The organism is Dyella sp. (assembly GCF_035508675.1).
Taxonomy (GTDB): Bacteria; Pseudomonadota; Gammaproteobacteria; order Xanthomonadales; family Rhodanobacteraceae; genus Dyella_B.
Genome location: NZ_DATJMN010000093.1, coordinates 1 through 16,850 on the forward strand (window position 1 = coordinate 1; position 16,850 = coordinate 16,850).

Sequence of the window (16,850 nt, forward strand, 5' to 3'; positions counted from 1 at the left end):
GACCGCTCATGGACGCCGCCGCGAATGTGCCGATCATTAAAAACACCATGGAAGGTTGCATACTCGGGCGCTCATGCAAGATCAGGCCCCTCTGCCGCCTTCTCCGTGAGAACAGAGGGCGTTGATGTCACCGCCAACTCATCTTCCGGACTTCTTATGCTGCATATCGTCAAACACGAGGTTGCCACCGAGATTCAGCTCGCGCGTCCGCCCGTCAATGCGCTGAACCTTGAACTGCTGCGCGCCCTGCAAAACGCTTTGTCGGAAGCCGTGCAGGAAGGAGCTCGAGGCGTCGTGCTCTCCGGCGCGCAAGGCATGTTTTCGGCCGGCGTGGATGTACCGGCGCTGCTCAGGCGCGACCGCGCCGGGGTGCGCGAATTTTGGCGCGAGTTCTTCGCCACCTGCGCCACGTTGGCACAATTGCCGATACCGATCGTCGCCGCGATCAGCGGGCACAGCCCCGCCGGCGGCGCCGTGCTTTCGCTGTTCTGCGATTACCGGGTAATGGCCCAAGGCCCTTACCGCATCGGCTTGAACGAGGTGCAGGTGGGGCTGATTGCACCTGATTGCATCCAGATGGCACTACGTCGCGTGGTGGGTGCGTACCGGGCCGAGCGGCTGCTGGTGTCCGGCGCTTTGATCGAAGCGGAGCAGGCGCTGGCGTTCGGTTTCGTGGATGAATTGGTCGCGGTGGACCAGGTTTCCACGCGTGCCTTGCACTGGCTCAACGAGACGCTGGCGCTGCCCTCGCATGCGATGCTGGGAACGCGGCAGATCGCGCGCGCGGACCTTACGGCCGCGTTTGCGGATGTGGATGCGCTGCCGATCGATCTGTTTGTGGAGGCGTTCTACCATCCGCAAACGCAAGCGACCTTGCAAGCGCTAGTGGAGCGGCTCAAGAGCAAGGCGAAGTGATATCGGCTACTCATCGCCGGTTGCGATGGGGCGCGATACGTCGCTGATCCATCCGCTCCACGACGGTGCATACAAATGCGAACCGGCCAGCCCGGCGTGCTCCATCGCCAACAGATTGTGGCAAGCAGTAACGCCGGAACCGCACATGTGCACGACGTGTTCCGGCGCATGCTCGCCGATCACCGCGCGAAATTCCTCGCGCAATTGCGCTGGCGACTTGAAACGCCCGTCCGCCTGCAAGTTATCGGTGAACGGGCGATTGGCCGCGCCAGGCACATGGCCGGCGACGCGATCGATCGGTTCCACTTCGCCGCGATAACGCGGCGTGGCGCGTGCATCGATGAGTAAATCGTCCTGCATGCTGCCGATCGCGGCGTGATCGAGTACCAGCTGGCTGCTCTCGTAGTGCACGCTCACTTGGGTCGGCTGGCGTGCGGAAATCGCCTGCGACACCGGCAGCTTGGCCGCCTTCCATGCTGCGTAGCCGCCATCGAGCACGGCCGCTTCGCGCACGCCGCACAGCCGTAGCAGCCACCACAAGCGCGCCGCCGCCAGCGAGCCGTTGTTGGCGTCGTAGCTCACCACCTGCAGGCCGGGACGCCAGCCCAGGCGCGAAAGCACGCTGGAAAAGGCCTCCTCGGAGGGAAGCGGATGACGGCCCAAGCCAAGCGGCACGCGACTGAGATCGGAAAGGTCACGATCCAGATGCGCGAACACCGCGCCAGGAATGTGGTCGGCGTGGTAATCGCGCTCGCCCTTGGCCGGATCGGCAAGATCGAAACGGCAATCGACGATCAGCACGCCATCCGGCGACATGGCCGCCAGTTCTTCGGCGGCGATCAGGGTACTTTTCATGGCTGTTCCATCCTTTGCAGCAGATTGACCAAGATGGCGGCGGTAGCGCCCCAGATGCGGTGGCCTTCGTAATGGAATTCCACCATCTGGCGCTGATGGCCGCGGAAATTCATGGTGTAGCGTTTCAGATTCGACGGCTCCAGAAAAAAGCCCAGCGGCACCTCGAACACTTCGGCCACTTCATCGGGTGCCGGCGTAAAGCGCGCTTCGACGTCGATACGTGCCACCACCGGCGTGATGCAGAAACCGCTGATGGTTTCGAAGCAATCCAGATAACCCAACGGCGTCACCCAGGCGGGATGCAGGCCGATTTCCTCTTCCGTTTCACGCAGCGCGGTGGTCAGGGCATCGGCGTCAGCGGGATCGGCACTCCCACCGGGAAACGCGACCTGCCCGGCGTGCGAGCTGAGATGATCCGTGCGCACCGTGAAAATCATGCGTAACTGCTGGTCGTTGCGCACGCCGACGAGCACCGCAGCAGACCGGCGCTCGACTTCGCCGATCAATTCGGTCATCTCGGCGTGGTTCCAGCCAGGCGGCAGTGGCGGCTGCGACAACGGACGCAGGCTGCGCTGCAGGACTTCCATCATGCCGGCTCACGTGCGGGCAGCACCACGTCCATGAAGTGTGAACGTTCGTCGTCGCTCATGCTGCGCCAGCCGGCGATTTCATCGCCGGTGCGATAGCAGCCTTCGCAATAGCCGCGTGCATCCAGCCGGCAGATGCCGACGCACGGGCTCAGGATGGCTGGCGGGGAAAGCGGGGAAAGGTTTGACATGCGCCCGCCATGCTAACGCACCTGTCACGCTGGCGTCAGGGGCTTGGCGCCTGCGGATTCGGCGGTTTGATGTCCAGCAATTCGATATCGAACACCAGCGCCTGGTTCGGACCGATGCGCGGCAGCGCGCCGTGTTCGCCATAGGCCAGTGCGGGCGGGATCACCACCTTCCAGCGGTCGCCCACATGCATGCGCGGAATCACGTATTGCCAGCCGCGGATCACCTTGTCCACGGTGAAGCTGACAGGATGGCCATGCGCCCAGGTGCTGTCGAATTCGGTGCCGTCGATCAGCATGCCGCGGTAATTGACGGTGACCAGGCTGTCGGTGCCTGGGCTGGTGGTACCGTCGCCTTTCTTGATCACCGAATACTGGATGCCGGAGGGAAGCTGCACCACGCCGGGCAACGTCGCGTTGTGCGCCATGTAGTCGGCGCTTTTCTTCGCATTCTCGGCGGAGATGCGCTTGAACTCCGCCACCGCCTGCTCGTGCATGCGCTCGCCCAGGCCGACCAGCTGGTTGTACATGTCCTGCCTGGAGACGGCGGGCGGGCGTTGGGCGTAGGCATCCTCGATGGCCTTCTGCAGCACGGCCATGTCCACCGGGATGTCGCCGTCGGAGAATTGCGTACCGATGCGATAGCCGATGGCGTAGGAGAGCTTGTGCTTATCGAGCTTCGCCGCCGGAAGCTGCTGCTGTGACGAGCCAGGCGCAGTCGTTCCCTGCGCCTGGGCCGCGCACGCGGCCAGCAGCAGTGGAATCGGAAGCAACCAACGCGTGGGTCTCATTACATTCTCCAGGTTGCAAAACCGCCCAACGCCTCCCAGCGACCGGCATCCTTGAACGGCCGCCACTGGGACAAACAAGACTGGCGAATACGACTTGGAGACATGGGGCGGACTCTAAGCATACGGCGAAAGCCATCATCGTAGGCAGGTGGATAGCTCGATGCAGCTATGCCAAACGTTCAGCGCTGCTCAACATCCCCAAGGCGGCGATCATCGGGCGGCATGGCGGAGACATCGGACTGGCAGTGAGAAAGCCGGCAGCGGCAAAGGTTCCCGCTGCTAAAATCAACGCTTTATCTTTCCCCTGGAGTCCTTACATGGCCTACCGCAACCTCGAGATCGGCAATCGTGGTGCCGTGCGCATGATCACCGTCAACCGGCCGGACAAGCTCAATGCGCTCAACCGCGAAACCTTGAACGAACTGACCCTGGCCTTCGGCCAGGCCGCGCAGGACGATGCCGTACGGGCTATTGTGCTGGCCGGTGCCGGCGACAAGGCCTTCGTGGCCGGCGCGGACATCAGCGAAATGAACGGCTACACGCCAATGCAGGCACAAAGCTTTTCGCGCACCGGGCAGCGGCTGATGAGCAGCGTCGAACGATTGGGCAAGCCGGTGATTGCGCGCATCCAGGGCTTCGCATTGGGTGGCGGCATGGAACTGGCGATGTGCTGTCATCTGCGCGTCGCCAGCGAGAAAGCCAAGTTCGGCCAGCCCGAAATCAACCTTGGCTTGATCCCCGGCTTCGGCGGCACTCAGCGCCTGCTGCGCCTGGCCGGCCGCGGTGCGGCGCTGGAACTGTGCCTTACCGGGGGCACCATCACGGCGCACCGCGCCTATGAACTGGGCATTGTCAACCGCGTGGTCGCGCCCGATGCGCTGGATGAAACGGTCAACGCGCTGGCCGACCAACTCGCCGCCGCCGCGCCGCTGGCCGCTGCGAGCATTCTCGATAGCGTGCTGCAGGGTGGCGAGACGTCGCTGGATCAGGGGCTGGAATTCGAAACCCAGGCGTTCGCGTTGATGTTTGCGACGGAAGACATGAAGGAAGGGACTGCTGCGTTTTTGGAGAAGCGCAAGGCGGCGTTTAAGGGGCACTGAAGGTGCCCCGGGAATGGGGAAGAGGGAACGTTTAGTGTTCTGCGAGCAAGGAAGTGCAACGACCCATCCAGCTTTCAAATGGGCAAGGGAATGAGTGCTGCACCGGATGCCACGTGTTCCCCATTCCCTGTTCCCCGCTGTCTTCAATGTCCCCCGCGGTATTTCTTCTCACCCGCGGTAATACGCAAATCTAGCCGATTCTCCGGCGGCGCCAACGGACAGGTCGCGAACGGGGTGAAGGAGCAAGGCGGGTTGTAGGCCTTGTTGAAATCCAGCACGACCTTGCCGTTCTGCGGCAGCGCGGCGTAGAGGAAACGCGCGGCGCCATACGTTTCATGGCCGGAGGTGCGGTCGGCAAGCACGAAGAACAGTTCGCCGCCTGGCTCTTCCTGATACGGCAGCAACTCGTAGGTGTGGCCATCGCGCGTGAACACGGCCTTGCCCGGCACTTTCACCGTATCGATGGTGCCGATCACCGAACCCATCTTCAGGTCATGCGGCGGATCGAACGGCACCCAGTCGGCCACGATGCGCCAGGACGGATCGATCGGGAAATAGTCGATGCCGAGGAAGTGCTTGCGCGTGGCGGCGTCGGCATCCTTCACGCGCAGCGCCTTGCGGCCTTCGCGGTCGATCACGTAGAAGCTTGCCGGGCCGAAGGAGACCTTGGTGGGCGATGCATCGCCGCTGACATGCGCGTCGTCGATCAGCGTGGCTTGCTCCACCTCTTTGCCGTCGACCGTCGCATGGCTGTCCTTGTCCAGCGTGATGTGCACCTGGCCGGACTTGTCCAGCGTGATCACGCCCAGGTGCGCGGGACCGGCCTGCAGAATGATGTCGTTGTCGGACGCGGTGCCGACTTTGTTGGCACCTTCCTGTAGCCATTCCAGCCCGATCAGGCTGAGCCAGCCATCCGGTGCGGTCAGCCGCGCTACGCGCGCCGCGCGCCATTGCTCGATGCTTTGCTGGTATGCCGCGGGCATCACGGGTTGTTGGGTTGTGTCGGCATGCACGAGGGCCACTCCAGTACTTAGGATCAGTCCGGCCAGGACGTTACGCCACATGGGGTTCACTCCGCTCGATGCAATGGTGTGCCCGAGTATGGCCATCCATTTGTGCGTAGCACAAGCGATCGTTAACGACCGCGCAGAAAAAGCTTATCCAATTCGGTCATGCCCAACTGCACCCAGGTCGGGCGGCCGTGATTGCACTGGCCGGAGCGTTCGGTCGCTTCCATCTCGCGCAGCAAGGCATTCATTTCCGGCAGTGTGAGGCGCCGGCCGGCGCGCACGGAGCCATGGCAGGCCATGGTGGATAGCAGCTCGTTTTCCAGTTCCTGCAATTGGCGCGAGCTGCCATGTTGCGCCAATTCGCTCAGCACGCTGCGCGTGAGCTCGGCCACATCGGCCCCTTCCAGCAAGGCGGGAATACGCCGCACCACCACCGCAGAAGGGCCGCTGCGCGAAAGCTCCAGGCCCCAATCGGCCAGTGCGTCGCCGTGTTCTTCCGCGGCAGCCGCTTCCTTGGCGCTGACCGGCACCGACAACGGCACCAACAACATTTGCGAACGCAGATTGCTGCAGGCACGGCCGGCCTTCAGTTTTTCGTAGGTGATGCGCTCGTGCGCGGCATGCATGTCGACCAGCACCAGACCGTGCGTGTTTTCGGCAAGAATGTAGATGGTCTTCAGCTGCGCCATCGCGTAGCCCAGTGGCGGCGCTTCGCTGTCGTCAGCCGCAGGCATCGCTGGCTGGGCGACGTTCGGCAACGCAGCCGCCGGCTCGCCCAGCAACGCGGCGTATTCGACCAAGGGCTCATCGCGCACGCCCAGATGCAAACGGCTTTGCGATGCGCTGGCCGGCCAGCCATTCACCTGCCGGCTCACCTGCTGCACCACGCTGGTTGCAACGCCAGCTGCGGCGGCGTGATCCCATGCCGGCGCTTCCGCTGGCGCATGCTGGCCGGCACGCGTTTCAGCGAGTGCTTCGTGCAGGGTGCGAAACAGGAAATCGTGCACCAGGCGCTGCTCGCGAAAACGCACTTCGCTCTTGGCCGGATGCACGTTCACATCGACCCCCGCCGGATCAAGCTCCAGATACAGCACGAACGCCGGATGACGGCCATGGAACAGCACGTCGGCATAGGCCTGCCGCACAGCGTGCGCCACGATGCGGTCGCGCACCAATCGGCCGTTGACATAGAAATACTGCGCATCCGCCTGCGGGCGCGAGGCGGTCGGCAAACCGACCCATCCAGAGAGACGCATCCCGGCCGACGCATGGTCGATGCGCAGGCTTTGCTGCGGAAAATTTTCGCCCAGCATGTCCGCCACGCGCACCAGCATGGCGTTATCGTCGCGCGCCGATTTCCACACGCGCACCGATTTGCCGTTGTGGCTGAGGCGAAATTCCACGCCCGCGCGCGCGAGTGCCAGCGACTTGAACAGATCGTCGATGTGCGCAAATTCGGTGCGTTCCGCACGCAGAAATTTTCGGCGCGCCGGCACGTTGTAGAACAGGTCGCGCACTTCCACGCTGGTGCCTTGCGGATGTTGCGCGGGCCGCACGTCCTGCATGCGGCCGCTATCGACTTCGAGGCGGAAGGCGTTATCCGCGCCGCGCAAGCGCGAGGTCATTGCGAAACGCCCGACCGAGGCCATCGACGCCAGCGCTTCACCGCGAAAACCCATGCTTGCCACATGTTCAAGATCGTCGAAGCTGCCGATCTTGCTGGTGGCGTGCGAGGCAACGGCCAGCGGCAGATCATCGGCCGCAATGCCGTCGCCATCGTCGCGCACGCGAATCAGGCGCGCGCCGCCAAGTTCGATATCCACCTCGACCCGGGTGGCACCAGCATCGAGGCTGTTTTCAACCAGCTCCTTCACGACCGACGATGGCCGCTCGATCACTTCGCCGGCGGCAATCTGGTTGATGAGCTCGGGCGGGAGGGGGCGGATGCGGGGCATGGGAGTGCAGCGTAAATCGGGAATCGAGAATCGTAAATACCGCCCTTACGATTCCCGCCGGACGATGCCGGATTTACGAATTGGGAATCACCAGCATCGTGCCGGTGCGCACGCTGTTGCTGCTGATGCCATTGACGCTCTTGAGCGAGTTCACGCTCACGCCGTACTGCTTGGCAATGCTGCGCAAGGTTTCGCCATCGGCGACGCGATGCGTGTCACGCGCGTCGGCGTCGCCAGCCTGGTTGGTGCTGGCCACCGTATCGGCCTTGGCATCGTTCGGCAGGACGCCCTTGCGGCGTGCGGCTTCCATCGCAAACCAGGTGCCTGGCGGCGGGTCGTTCAGGAAATAGCCTTTCACGCCGTCCATGATTGCCATGGCCAGTTGCCGCTGATGCGCTGGATCGCGCAGCTTGCGTTCTTCGGTTGGATTGCTGATGAACGCCGTCTCCACCAGGATCGAGGGCACGTCCGGCGAGCGCAACACCACGAAGTTCGCATGCTCCACGTAGCCGCGATGGGTAGGGCCCAGTGCGGAGAGGGCGTTCAGCACGTTCTGGGCCACCGTGTCGCTGGCCTGCACCGCCCAGCCCTGCTGCATGTCGAGCAGCACGGAGGCGAGGCTGTCGTTCTCGGCGGCCAGCGATACGCCGCCAATCAGGTCAGAACTGTTTTCACGGTCGGCCAGCATCTGCGCCGCCACCGAGCTCTTGCCGCGCGGCGATAGCACCCATACGGACGAACCGCGCGCGTCGCTGCTGGTGTACGAATCGGCGTGGATCGAGACGAACAGGTCGGCCTGGTTCTGGCGGGCGATTTCGTAGCGCTGCTTGAGCGGGATGAAGTAATCACCGTCACGGGTAAGCACGGCCTTCATGCCAGGCTGACGGTTGATCAGCGCGGCGAGGTTGCGGGCCACGGCGAGCGTGACGTTCTTTTCCAGCGTGCCATCCGGACCATGCGCGCCCTGATCCTTGCCGCCGTGGCCGGGGTCCACCGCCACCACCACCTGGCGCGGGCTGTTGAGCAGTACGGCCGCCTGGCGGGTGGTGACGCCCTTGCGCGATGTCAGCTTGCTGCTGGCATTGACCACCACCGGCGCGGGCGCATCGGCCGGGACTGGCTTGCTCGATGCCACGGCCGCGCCGCCGTCCTTGTCGGACGAGGCCTTGGCGGGTGTTGTCGGCGATTTGCCGTCACCGGGATACAGGTCCAGCACCAGCCGGTAACCAGCCTGGCCGGACGGGCCGAGCACAAAGGTTTTCGGCTGGCTGTTGGGCGCCACGGCAGCGGCCAGGCGCAGCGCGCCGCCCTGAGAAATGCTGCTCAGCCCCTTGAACAAGCCTTGTGCGGCGGGCGCGAGCTTCCCGCCGACGCTGCTGTCGGCCAATTCCAGCACGACCTGGTCGCCTTGCTGGCTGAGCTTGTACTTGGCGGGGCCGGAAAGGTCGAACACCACGCGGGTGTATTCGGCGCCGGCCCAGACGCGGGCATCCTTCACTTCCGCCGCCTGCAGGGCGAAGCCGGGCGCCGCGGTGAGCAGCGCGGTGGCAATCAGGCAACAAATGCGAGTGAAATAGCCCCTCATGGTGGCGCATTGAAGCTCACCACATTCCTGAATGCAAGAGGTTTTCCTTTAAATTCCATAAGCTGCGTGGCATTTGTCAGAATACGCTCAAGCTTCGTTCCGGCCTGGCATCACCCCGCCGCTGCCGTCGCAGGCGAAATGGCGGCGGCCCGCAACGCCGGCGCCAGCACGGCAAGCTGGCCGGTCACGCACAGCGCCACCGCGCCAAGCGGAAAGTAGAACCAGGGCAACCGCGGCAATTCGTAGTAGTGCATCAGCAACATGCTCAGGCCATACGCCAGCACCATGCCCAGCACGACGCCCAGGCTGGTAAGCAGGAAATTCTCCAGCATGAAATAACGCAGGATGTCGGCGCGGGTGGCCCCCAGGGCACGGCGTACGCCGATGTGGCGACGGCGCTGCTGCACCCAATAGCTGCTAAGGCCCACGATGCCCAGGCCGGTGATCGCCAGCAATATGACGCATAACCCAGCCAGCGCCCTGGCCATGGCCAGGTCCTTGCCAAGCTGTTGCTTGCGGGCATCGGTCACGCTCCGCTGCGCAATGATGGCGACGTGCGGATCAAGCTTGCGCAGCACGTCCACGGCAGCCCGCAGAACCTGCTGGCGCTGGCTGGGATCCTCGGTTCGGATCAGGTAGTAGACGCCATCGTCCAGCCACAGGCGCATCGACAGAACGATGCTGTAATCCTCCTCGCCGTCGGCCGCGAGTGCGTAGGAACGCGGCAGGTGTTCGACCACCCCAACCACCGTGGTCGGGGGCCGGTTGCCAGCCGTGAAATAGAACTGCTTGCCCAGCGGGTCCTGGCCCGGCCACACGCGCCTGGCCAGCGCTTCGGTAACCAGCGCTTCGGCCGGCGCCACCGTGCTGTCCGGTTTGTACACATCGGCGTAGTCGACGAAGCCGAGCGGATTCAGCCAGTGGCCGGCCACCAGATGCAAGCCGAGCGTCTGCGCGAAATGTTCTCCGCCGTAGACGTCGACCAGTACGCCGGACCGGTTTTGTGCATCCTGTTCGTTGAGCGCGATATAGCCGGGATAGAACGCGCTATCGTCCAGCGGCACCATGTTGCTGAGCGTCACCCCTTGTACGCCGGGGAGCTGGCGCAGCGCGTCCACGGTTTCACGCGTGCGCCGCTTGGCTTCGTCACTGTGCGGGACGAGCAAGTTGTCGGCGTTGATTTCAATCAAGCGGCCTTCGTCGAAACCGGCCGGCATGTTCAGCCGCTTCAGATGCAAACTCATCAGGAAAACGCAGTTGCTTACCACGCCGCAGCTGAGAGCGACCACCAGCACCAGCAAGGCAAGCACCACCTTGTGTCGCAGCAGCGCGGAGAGAATCGGCTTGAAGTGATCCATGGCGGCGCCGCTCACTGGGTCTTCAGTTGCAGGGCCGGCGAAACCATGCAGGCGCGCCAGGCGGGCAACAAGCCGACCAGCAGGCTACTGCCCAGCGCAATCACCAGGCTGATGACCAGCATGCCGACATCCATATGCACCAGCGTGGCATAGTCGATCTCGCCATCCTTCTGCTGCCGCAGCAACCACAGGCCGGCATAGGCCAGCACGACCCCGACCAGGCCGCCCGCAACGCCGATCATGCCGGCCTCGACCAGCAGTTGCACGAACACCGTGCGCCGCGATGCCCCCATGGCGCGGCGCACGCCCACGGTGCCAATACCGCGCATGAATTTGGCCAGCATCAGTCCGGTGGCATTGATCAGACAGACCAGCAGAAAACCGAACGCCAGCCATACCTGCACACGCACATCATCGGGCACGGCATGGAAGGCCTGCAGCCATTGCATGACTGAGCGCAGGCGGACGTTGGGCGGTAGCTGGAAGCGGCCCACTGCTTTTTGCTCTTCCGAATAATGGATCAGGAAATCGCGATACGCCGCAACCTTGTCCGCGCTGTCCAGTTGCACCCACATTTGCAGCCAGGCACAGGGTGCGGTCTTCTTCTGCTGGTTGTCCGGGGGAAACGAGATTTTCTCGTCCCAGCAACGCCGGCTGCCGGCCGGGTGCAAGTCCGCGTCGATAGCTGCCGTCAACGGCACATAGGCTTCGAGCACATCGCCGAACTCGACGGCATCGTAGGAACCATAGATGCGCGGCAGGATCCGCCAATGATCCAGCACACCCACCACGCGAAACGGCACGCCTCTCAATATGACGATGCGCCCGACGCTGTTCGCGCCGCCGAACAGCATCTGATTGAGCGTGGCGGCGAGCACCACCACACGACTGCCACGCTCGTCGTCAACTTCGCTCCAGGCAGCGCCGTAATGGAAGGGCGCCCCGAACATGGCGAAGAAGTCGGCCGTCGTGTAGAGCCCGAAGGGATGGCTCGGCCGGACCTTTCCATCCGGCAGTTCCACGCGAAAGGCGCCGGTCGACATCACCGCCTGACGATCTGCACGATGCGCATGCAACAGGTTCATGGCATCGATCCAGCTCAACTGGGTATAGGGCTCGTCAGCGCCGAGATGGAGACTGGCATTGCTGCGATCGGCGGATTGGCGCGGATCCAGCTGCGGCCGATAAAGCTTGCCGCTGCGCCCAGGATAGGGATCCCGCGCCATCACGTGGTACACGGTAAGCGCGGTCATACTGGCGCCGATACCTACGGCAATGGTCAGCACCATCAGCAGCGTCAACGCGATATCGCGGCGCAGGCTTCGCAAAGCCAACGCGATGTAATAGACGAGCACCCTTCCCCCTGCCGATCATTCCTAATCCACGTGCACGGTCGCTTCCGCGACTCGTATCGATCATCACATCGGGTTGGCTGTCGATGAAGTGTGAAGACCGCACGGGCGGGTCTGGCCTGCCAATGAGAACTCAGACTTGCCCGGGATGCGAATCCAGCAAGGCCAGAAGCCGCTCGCCACGTGCCGTTTTCGGCTGCAGGCGCACGTGGCGCCCCGCGCCGCGGTAGCTCAAATGCACTTCCATGTCCGCCGGCGGCAACGCCCCCTGCCCTCGCTCCGGCCATTCCACCAGCACTACGGCCGCAGGGTCGGATAACGCATCCAACCCCAGCCATTCCAGTTCGCCGGGATCGGCGATGCGGTAAAGATCCAGATGCCAGGCCGGGCGGCCATCCCTGGCCTGGTAACCCTCGACCAGGCTGTAGGTGGGGCTCTTGATGCGCTCGCCTACGCCCAGCGCCGTCAGCAAGGCGCGCGCGAAACTGGTCTTGCCCACGCCCAATTCGCCGCGCAGGTAAATCACCAGGCCGCTCTCCAGTGTGCCGGCAAATCGTGCGCCGAGCGTGCGCGTGGCGTCTTCGTCGGGCAGCTCCCAATGCTCTTCGGTCATGCCCAAGTCAATCATGCTCAAGCCCGTTGCCGAGTGCGCGCAGCGGATCGAGCAAATCACTGGCGAGCAAGCCGCGCTCGCCTTTCCGGGCCGCCACGTCACCGGCCCTTGCATGCAATCCCGCGCCGATGCGCGCCGCCTCCCAGGTGGAACAGCCCTGTGCCATCAGGGCGGCGATCACGCCGGTCAATAGATCGCCCATGCCACCGCTGGCCATGCCTGGATTGCCCCAGGTACAGACGTCTAGACGTCCATCCGGATTCGCAATCAGGCTGCCCGAGCCTTTCAGCACCACCACGGCACCGTAGCGTTGCGCCAGTTCGCGGGCGGCGGCAAATCGATCCATTTGCACGTCGGCGGTGCTTTTCCCGAGCAATCGCCCTGCTTCACCCGGATGCGGCGTCAGCACGGCAGGCGTGCTGAAACGGCGCGGCTCGCGCGCCAGCAGATTCAATCCATCGGCATCCAGCACCAATGGCTTGCCGCTATCCAAAGCGGTCAGCCACAGAGCGTGGCCCCAGGCGCCTTGGCCCAGGCCAGGCCCCACCGCCAGCACGCTGGCGCGTGCAAGCAGGGGTTCCAGTTCCTGCGGGCCATGCACGCCGTGCGCCATCAATTCCGGACGCGCGCCATTGAGCGCCGTGAGGTTGTCGCCGCGGGTGGCGACGCTTACCAGGCCGGCGCCGCAGCGCAACGCCGCTTCGCCGCACAGGCGAATGGCCCCTGCCGTGCCGTGATCGCCACCGATCGCCAGCACATGGCCGGCATCGCCCTTGTGCGCATCGCGCGCACGTGGCCCCAGGTGCATGGCATCCAGCAGCATGGCGTCGGGAGTGACGCCGTGCCAAAGATTGTCCGGCAAGCGCAGCGTGTCGAGCTGCAGCACCCCCGTGCAGGTCGCCGCCTGCCCGGTGTACATGCCGCGCTTGGCGGCGATAAAGCTCACCGTGGCTTGCGCGCGGATCGCCGTACCGGGGCAATGACCGGTATCGGCATTCAGGCCGGACGGGACATCCAGCGCCAGCACAGGCATGCCGGATGCGTTGATGCGCTCGATCAAGACGGTCGCTGCGGCCTCCGGTGCGCGGTTCAGGCCGGTGCCGTACAGCGCATCCACGTAGACATCGGCCGGCGGCAGCGAGGCGTCCTGTTGCCAATGATGCGTGATGCCCTCGTTGCGCAACCATGTTTCACGCGCTTGTGCAGCGTCGCCGCGCGCCGCATCGCTCAATGCCACCACTTCCGTGCTGACACCCGAGCCGTAGGCCATGCTGGCCAGCAAATAACCGTCGCCGCCGTTGTTGCCGGGTCCACAAAACACCACGATGCGCCGCGCATACGGCCATTGCCGGCACAGGCAGGCAAAGGCCGCGGTGGCTGCCCGGTTCATCAGCTCAAAGCCGCTGACGCCCAATTCGTCGATGGCGCGCCGGTCAAGGGCGCGCACCTGCTCGACGGTATAGAGATCGCGAAGGTGCCGGTCTGCGTGCATCGGCGGATTATAGGGACCCACTACACTAATGCGCATGCCCAACTCGGTTGCCCCTGATTACGCCGCACTCGCCCACGATATCAAGCGCTGGGCGCGCGAACTCGGCTTTGCCGACGCCGGCATCAGCGGGGTGACGCTGGAACAGGACGAGCAGCATCTGCAGCGCTGGCTGGAAGACGGCTACCACGGCGAGATGGATTACATGGCGCGCCATGGCACCAAGCGCAGCCGGCCGGACGAACTCGAACCCGGCACGCAACGCGTGATCTCAGTACGCATGGACTACCTGCCACCCGGCACGCAGCATGCGTGGGACGTGCTGCGCGACGCCGAGGCCGGCTACGTGGCGCGCTATGCGTTGGGCCGCGACTATCACAAGCTGATGCGCAACCGTCTGCAGAAGCTGGCCGAGCGCATTCGCGAGGCGGTCGGCGATTTCGGTTATCGCGCGTATGTGGATTCCGCGCCCGTGCTGGAAAAGGCGCTCGCACGCAATGCGGGCCTGGGCTGGATCGGCAAGCACACGGTTTTGATCAACGCCCAGGCCGGCTCGTATTTCTTTCTCGGCGAGCTGTACACCAATCTACCGTTGCCGGTTGATGCCGCGGCCAGCGCGCATTGCGGCACCTGTCGCAAGTGCATCGACATCTGCCCGACGCAGGCGATTGTCGGACCTTATCGCCTGGATGCGCGCCGTTGTATTTCCTATCTCACGATCGAGTTGAAAGGTTCGATTCCGGAAGCACTGCGCGCACCGATGGGCAACCGCATTTTCGGTTGCGACGATTGCCAGCTGATCTGTCCGTGGAACAAATTTGCGCAGGATGCGCGCGAACCCGATTTCGCGCCGCGGCATCGCCTGGACGGCGCCAAGCTGGTGGAGCTGTTCGGCTGGAGCGAGGATGAATTCCTGCGCCGCACCGAAGGCATGGCGATCCGCCGTACGGGTTACGAAGGCTGGCTGCGCAATATTGCGGTGGCGCTGGGAAATGCGCCGTCGTCGGAAGCAGTGCGCGCGGCGCTATGGGCGCGGGCAGCGCATCCTTCGGAGATCGTGCGCGAGCACGTAGCGTGGGCGCTGGCGAAACACGCGTCCCTCTCTCCGTAGGAGAGAGGGGGGAAGACGGTACTTAGGCCGCCGCCATCTGCTTGGGAATCGAGCGATTCGTATGGCTGATGCGGTTGTCCTTGTCCACGTACACCAGGGTCGGCTGGAATTTCTCCACTTCCGCCTGATCGAGATGGACGAAGGCCGCGATGATGACCAGGTCACCCGGCTGTGCGCGGTGGGCGGCGCTGCCGTTCACCGAGATGATGCCGGAGCCTTCTTCGGCGCGTAGCGCATAGGTGACGAAGCGCTTGCCGTTGTTGATGTTCCAGGCGTGGATCTGTTCGTATTCGCGGATGCCCGACGCGTCGAGCAGCAGGCCGTCGATGGCGATCGAACCTTCATAGTGCAGCTCCGCGTGGGTGACGGTGGCACGATGGATCTTCGCCTTGAGCATGTTCAGGTGCATGACTTTTTCCAGCAGGAACTGCCTGCGTAGCCGGTTATTATCCCGCCGCGGCGGGCATGGCCGCAACGGCGCCTGGCCCCGTAGATGGGGATAGCCCCTTGCCGTTCAATAGCCCAGCCGCGTTTCAATCAAATAACAGATTATCGATCAGCCGGGTGGCGCCCAGGCGAGCGGCGATCAGCGCCACCAGGCCGTCCTGCTCGCCGTCGGCCGGCTCGGCAAGGTCCTCGGCACGCCGGATGGCGGCGTAATCGGGGACGAAGCCGGCACGTTCCAGCTTGGACGCCGCCGCCTGCTCCACCACCTTGCGCGTATGGCCCTTGGCGATCAGCTCGCGCATCTGTTGCAGCGTTTCGTAGATCATTGGGGCCATGGCCCGCTCGCCCGGCGACAGGTACTGGTTGCGCGAACTCAGCGCCAGGCCATCCTCGGCACGCTGGGTGGGGGCGCTCATTACCTTGACCGGCAAGGACAGGTCACGCACCAGGCGTTCGATCACTTTCAGCTGCTGGAAATCCTTCTGGCCGAAGATCGCGATGTCGGGCTGCACCAGGTTGAATAGCTTGCATACCACGGTCGCCACGCCATCGAAGTGACCGGGACGGTGCGCGCCTTCCAGCGTACCGGTGAGTTCGGGCACGTGCAGGCTCACGCTCTTGTCCGCACCGAACGGATACATGGTCGCCACGTCCGGCGCGAACAACACATCGCACTCCGCTTCAGCCAGGCCGGCCTGGTCTTGCGCAAGCGTGCGAGGGTAACGCTCGAAATCTTCGCTCGGCCCGAACTGCGTGGGATTAACGAATACGCTGGCTACCACGCGATCGGTGCGGGCGCGCGCCAGTTTCACCAGTGAATGATGCCCCGCGTGCAGGTTGCCCATGGTCGGCACGAAGCCGATCGTGTGCCCCTGCGCTCGCCAGCCGCGAATGGTGGCGCGCAGGCTTGCTGCGTCTTGAAGCGTTTGCATGAAATAAGGTCTTCTTTAGTTGTAACCGTGTTCGGCCGCGGGAAACGCGCCGCTGCGCACGTCGGCGACGTAAGCGGCAATCGCCTCCTGCACCGAACTGCGGCCGGCAAGGAAATCCTTGCTGAACTTGGGGCGCTTGCCCGGCGTGATGCCCAGCATGTCGTAAATCACCAGCACTTGGCCATCGCAATGCGGGCCAGCCCCGATGCCGATGACAGGAATATCGACCGCCTTGGTGACGCGCTCGCCCAGCGGCGTCGGCACGCCTTCCAGCACCAGGATGTTGGCGCCGGCCTGCTGCACGGCCAGCGCTTCGCTCAGCACGCGCTCCGCCGCTTCATGTTCGCGGCCTTGCACCTTATAGCCGCCGAACTTGTGCACGGATTGCGGCGTGAGCCCCAGGTGCGCGCACACCGGCATGGCGCGCTCCGTCAACGCATGGATCGATTCAAGGATATGCGGCGCGGCGCCTTCGATCTTCACCATCGCCGCACCGGCCTCGCCGATCAGCCGTGCGCCGGCTTCCAGCGCATAGTCGACGGTGCGATCGGCCATGAATGGC

The 16,850-nt window shown here is 64.1% G+C and carries 15 protein-coding genes and 1 pseudogene; 3 read left to right on the forward strand and 13 right to left on the reverse strand.

The features are described from left to right. Positions 1–156 precede the first annotated feature (156 nt). Positions 157–915 carry an enoyl-CoA hydratase/isomerase family protein gene (locus VMA74_RS05275; RefSeq protein WP_325365512.1) on the forward strand — a complete coding sequence of 253 codons (759 nt, stop codon included), beginning with the start codon at positions 157–159 and terminating at the stop codon, positions 913–915. A gap of 6 nt (positions 916–921) precedes the next feature. On the opposite strand, the gene VMA74_RS05280 is transcribed toward VMA74_RS05275, so the two are convergent. The 3 genes and pseudogenes from VMA74_RS05280 to VMA74_RS05290 all read right to left on the reverse strand — a co-directional run bounded on the left by VMA74_RS05280 (position 922) and on the right by VMA74_RS05290 (position 3,336). Continuing rightward, complete coding sequence (locus VMA74_RS05280) at positions 922–1,770, reverse strand: sulfurtransferase (RefSeq protein WP_325365514.1); 849 nt, start codon at positions 1,768–1,770, stop codon at positions 922–924. After that, positions 1,767–2,548 (reverse strand): annotated as a pseudogene (locus tag VMA74_RS05285) (CoA pyrophosphatase). The gene VMA74_RS05280 and the pseudogene VMA74_RS05285 overlap by 4 nt, the downstream one beginning before the upstream one ends. A 35-nt stretch (positions 2,549–2,583) precedes the next feature. Beyond that, on the reverse strand, positions 2,584–3,336 hold the full coding sequence (locus tag VMA74_RS05290) for an FKBP-type peptidyl-prolyl cis-trans isomerase (protein WP_325365516.1): 753 nt from the start codon (positions 3,334–3,336) through the stop codon (positions 2,584–2,586). A gap of 317 nt (positions 3,337–3,653) precedes the next feature. Here VMA74_RS05290 and VMA74_RS05295 point away from each other — a divergent pair, with 317 nt between their 5' ends. Next, a complete protein-coding gene (locus tag VMA74_RS05295; RefSeq protein WP_325365518.1) occupies positions 3,654–4,436 on the forward strand; it encodes an enoyl-CoA hydratase/isomerase family protein in 783 nt (260 codons plus the stop codon). A 143-nt stretch (positions 4,437–4,579) separates the two neighbouring features. Here the strand turns inward: VMA74_RS05295 and VMA74_RS05300 are convergent, their stop codons facing one another. The 7 genes from VMA74_RS05300 to VMA74_RS05330 form a co-directional block, all read right to left on the reverse strand. Further along, a complete protein-coding gene (locus VMA74_RS05300) occupies positions 4,580–5,500 on the reverse strand; it encodes a DUF1684 domain-containing protein (protein WP_414649561.1) in 921 nt (306 codons plus the stop codon). 71 nt (positions 5,501–5,571) lie between these two features. Further along, positions 5,572–7,401 carry a DNA mismatch repair endonuclease MutL gene (gene mutL / locus VMA74_RS05305; protein WP_325365520.1) on the reverse strand — a complete coding sequence of 610 codons (1,830 nt, stop codon included), beginning with the start codon at positions 7,399–7,401 and terminating at the stop codon, positions 5,572–5,574. A 73-nt stretch (positions 7,402–7,474) separates the two neighbouring features. Continuing rightward, positions 7,475–8,986, reverse strand: a complete 1,512-nt coding sequence (locus VMA74_RS05310) for an N-acetylmuramoyl-L-alanine amidase (RefSeq protein ID WP_325365522.1) — start codon at positions 8,984–8,986, stop codon at positions 7,475–7,477. 110 nt (positions 8,987–9,096) lie between these two features. Beyond that, positions 9,097–10,359: an ABC transporter permease gene (locus VMA74_RS05315; protein ID WP_325365524.1), complete on the reverse strand. Its 1,263-nt coding sequence runs from the start codon at positions 10,357–10,359 to the stop codon at positions 9,097–9,099. Next, the gene (locus VMA74_RS05320; RefSeq protein WP_325365526.1) at positions 10,356–11,699 is read right to left on the reverse strand and encodes an ABC transporter permease; all 1,344 of its coding nucleotides are present in this window, start codon (positions 11,697–11,699) and stop codon (positions 10,356–10,358) included. The genes VMA74_RS05315 and VMA74_RS05320 overlap by 4 nt, the downstream gene beginning before the upstream one ends. A gap of 130 nt (positions 11,700–11,829) precedes the next feature. Further along, a complete protein-coding gene (tsaE, locus tag VMA74_RS05325) occupies positions 11,830–12,324 on the reverse strand; it encodes a tRNA (adenosine(37)-N6)-threonylcarbamoyltransferase complex ATPase subunit type 1 TsaE (protein ID WP_325365541.1) in 495 nt (164 codons plus the stop codon). Further along, the gene (locus VMA74_RS05330) at positions 12,317–13,801 is read right to left on the reverse strand and encodes an NAD(P)H-hydrate dehydratase (RefSeq protein WP_325365543.1); all 1,485 of its coding nucleotides are present in this window, start codon (positions 13,799–13,801) and stop codon (positions 12,317–12,319) included. Before VMA74_RS05330 ends, tsaE begins: the two co-directional genes overlap by 8 nt. 28 nt (positions 13,802–13,829) lie before the next feature. Here VMA74_RS05330 and queG point away from each other — a divergent pair, with 28 nt between their 5' ends. Then, positions 13,830–14,909, forward strand: a complete 1,080-nt coding sequence (queG, locus tag VMA74_RS05335; protein WP_325365528.1) for a tRNA epoxyqueuosine(34) reductase QueG — start codon at positions 13,830–13,832, stop codon at positions 14,907–14,909. 22 nt (positions 14,910–14,931) lie between these two features. Here queG and panD read toward each other — a convergent pair whose 3' ends face one another. The 3 genes from panD to panB all read right to left on the reverse strand — a co-directional run. Then, on the reverse strand, positions 14,932–15,318 hold the full coding sequence (gene panD / locus VMA74_RS05340) for an aspartate 1-decarboxylase (RefSeq protein ID WP_188792548.1): 387 nt from the start codon (positions 15,316–15,318) through the stop codon (positions 14,932–14,934). Between the two features lie 124 nt (positions 15,319–15,442). Continuing rightward, complete coding sequence (panC, locus tag VMA74_RS05345; RefSeq protein WP_325365535.1) at positions 15,443–16,288, reverse strand: pantoate--beta-alanine ligase; 846 nt, start codon at positions 16,286–16,288, stop codon at positions 15,443–15,445. 15 nt (positions 16,289–16,303) lie between these two features. Beyond that, positions 16,304–16,850 (reverse strand): 3-methyl-2-oxobutanoate hydroxymethyltransferase (panB, locus tag VMA74_RS05350; protein WP_325365537.1); only part of this gene is annotated, 547 nt, incomplete at its 5' end.

Coding starts and splice junctions, on each gene's coding strand:
- mutL (WP_325365520.1), bottom strand. CDS start 7,401: ATGCCCCGCATCCGCCCCCTCCCGCCCGAGCTCATCAACCAGATTGCC.
- VMA74_RS05330 (WP_325365543.1), bottom strand. CDS start 13,801: ATGCACGCAGACCGGCACCTTCGCGATCTCTATACCGTCGAGCAGGTG.
- tsaE (WP_325365541.1), bottom strand. CDS start 12,324: ATGATTGACTTGGGCATGACCGAAGAGCATTGGGAGCTGCCCGACGAA.
- VMA74_RS05300 (WP_414649561.1), bottom strand. CDS start 5,500: ATGTGGCGTAACGTCCTGGCCGGACTGATCCTAAGTACTGGAGTGGCC.
- VMA74_RS05275 (WP_325365512.1), top strand. CDS start 157: ATGCTGCATATCGTCAAACACGAGGTTGCCACCGAGATTCAGCTCGCG.
- VMA74_RS05295 (WP_325365518.1), top strand. CDS start 3,654: ATGGCCTACCGCAACCTCGAGATCGGCAATCGTGGTGCCGTGCGCATG.
- VMA74_RS05290 (WP_325365516.1), bottom strand. CDS start 3,336: ATGAGACCCACGCGTTGGTTGCTTCCGATTCCACTGCTGCTGGCCGCG.
- VMA74_RS05310 (WP_325365522.1), bottom strand. CDS start 8,986: ATGAGGGGCTATTTCACTCGCATTTGTTGCCTGATTGCCACCGCGCTG.
- panC (WP_325365535.1), bottom strand. CDS start 16,288: ATGCAAACGCTTCAAGACGCAGCAAGCCTGCGCGCCACCATTCGCGGC.
- panD (WP_188792548.1), bottom strand. CDS start 15,318: ATGCACCTGAACATGCTCAAGGCGAAGATCCATCGTGCCACCGTCACC.
- queG (WP_325365528.1), top strand. CDS start 13,830: ATGCGCATGCCCAACTCGGTTGCCCCTGATTACGCCGCACTCGCCCAC.
- VMA74_RS05280 (WP_325365514.1), bottom strand. CDS start 1,770: ATGAAAAGTACCCTGATCGCCGCCGAAGAACTGGCGGCCATGTCGCCG.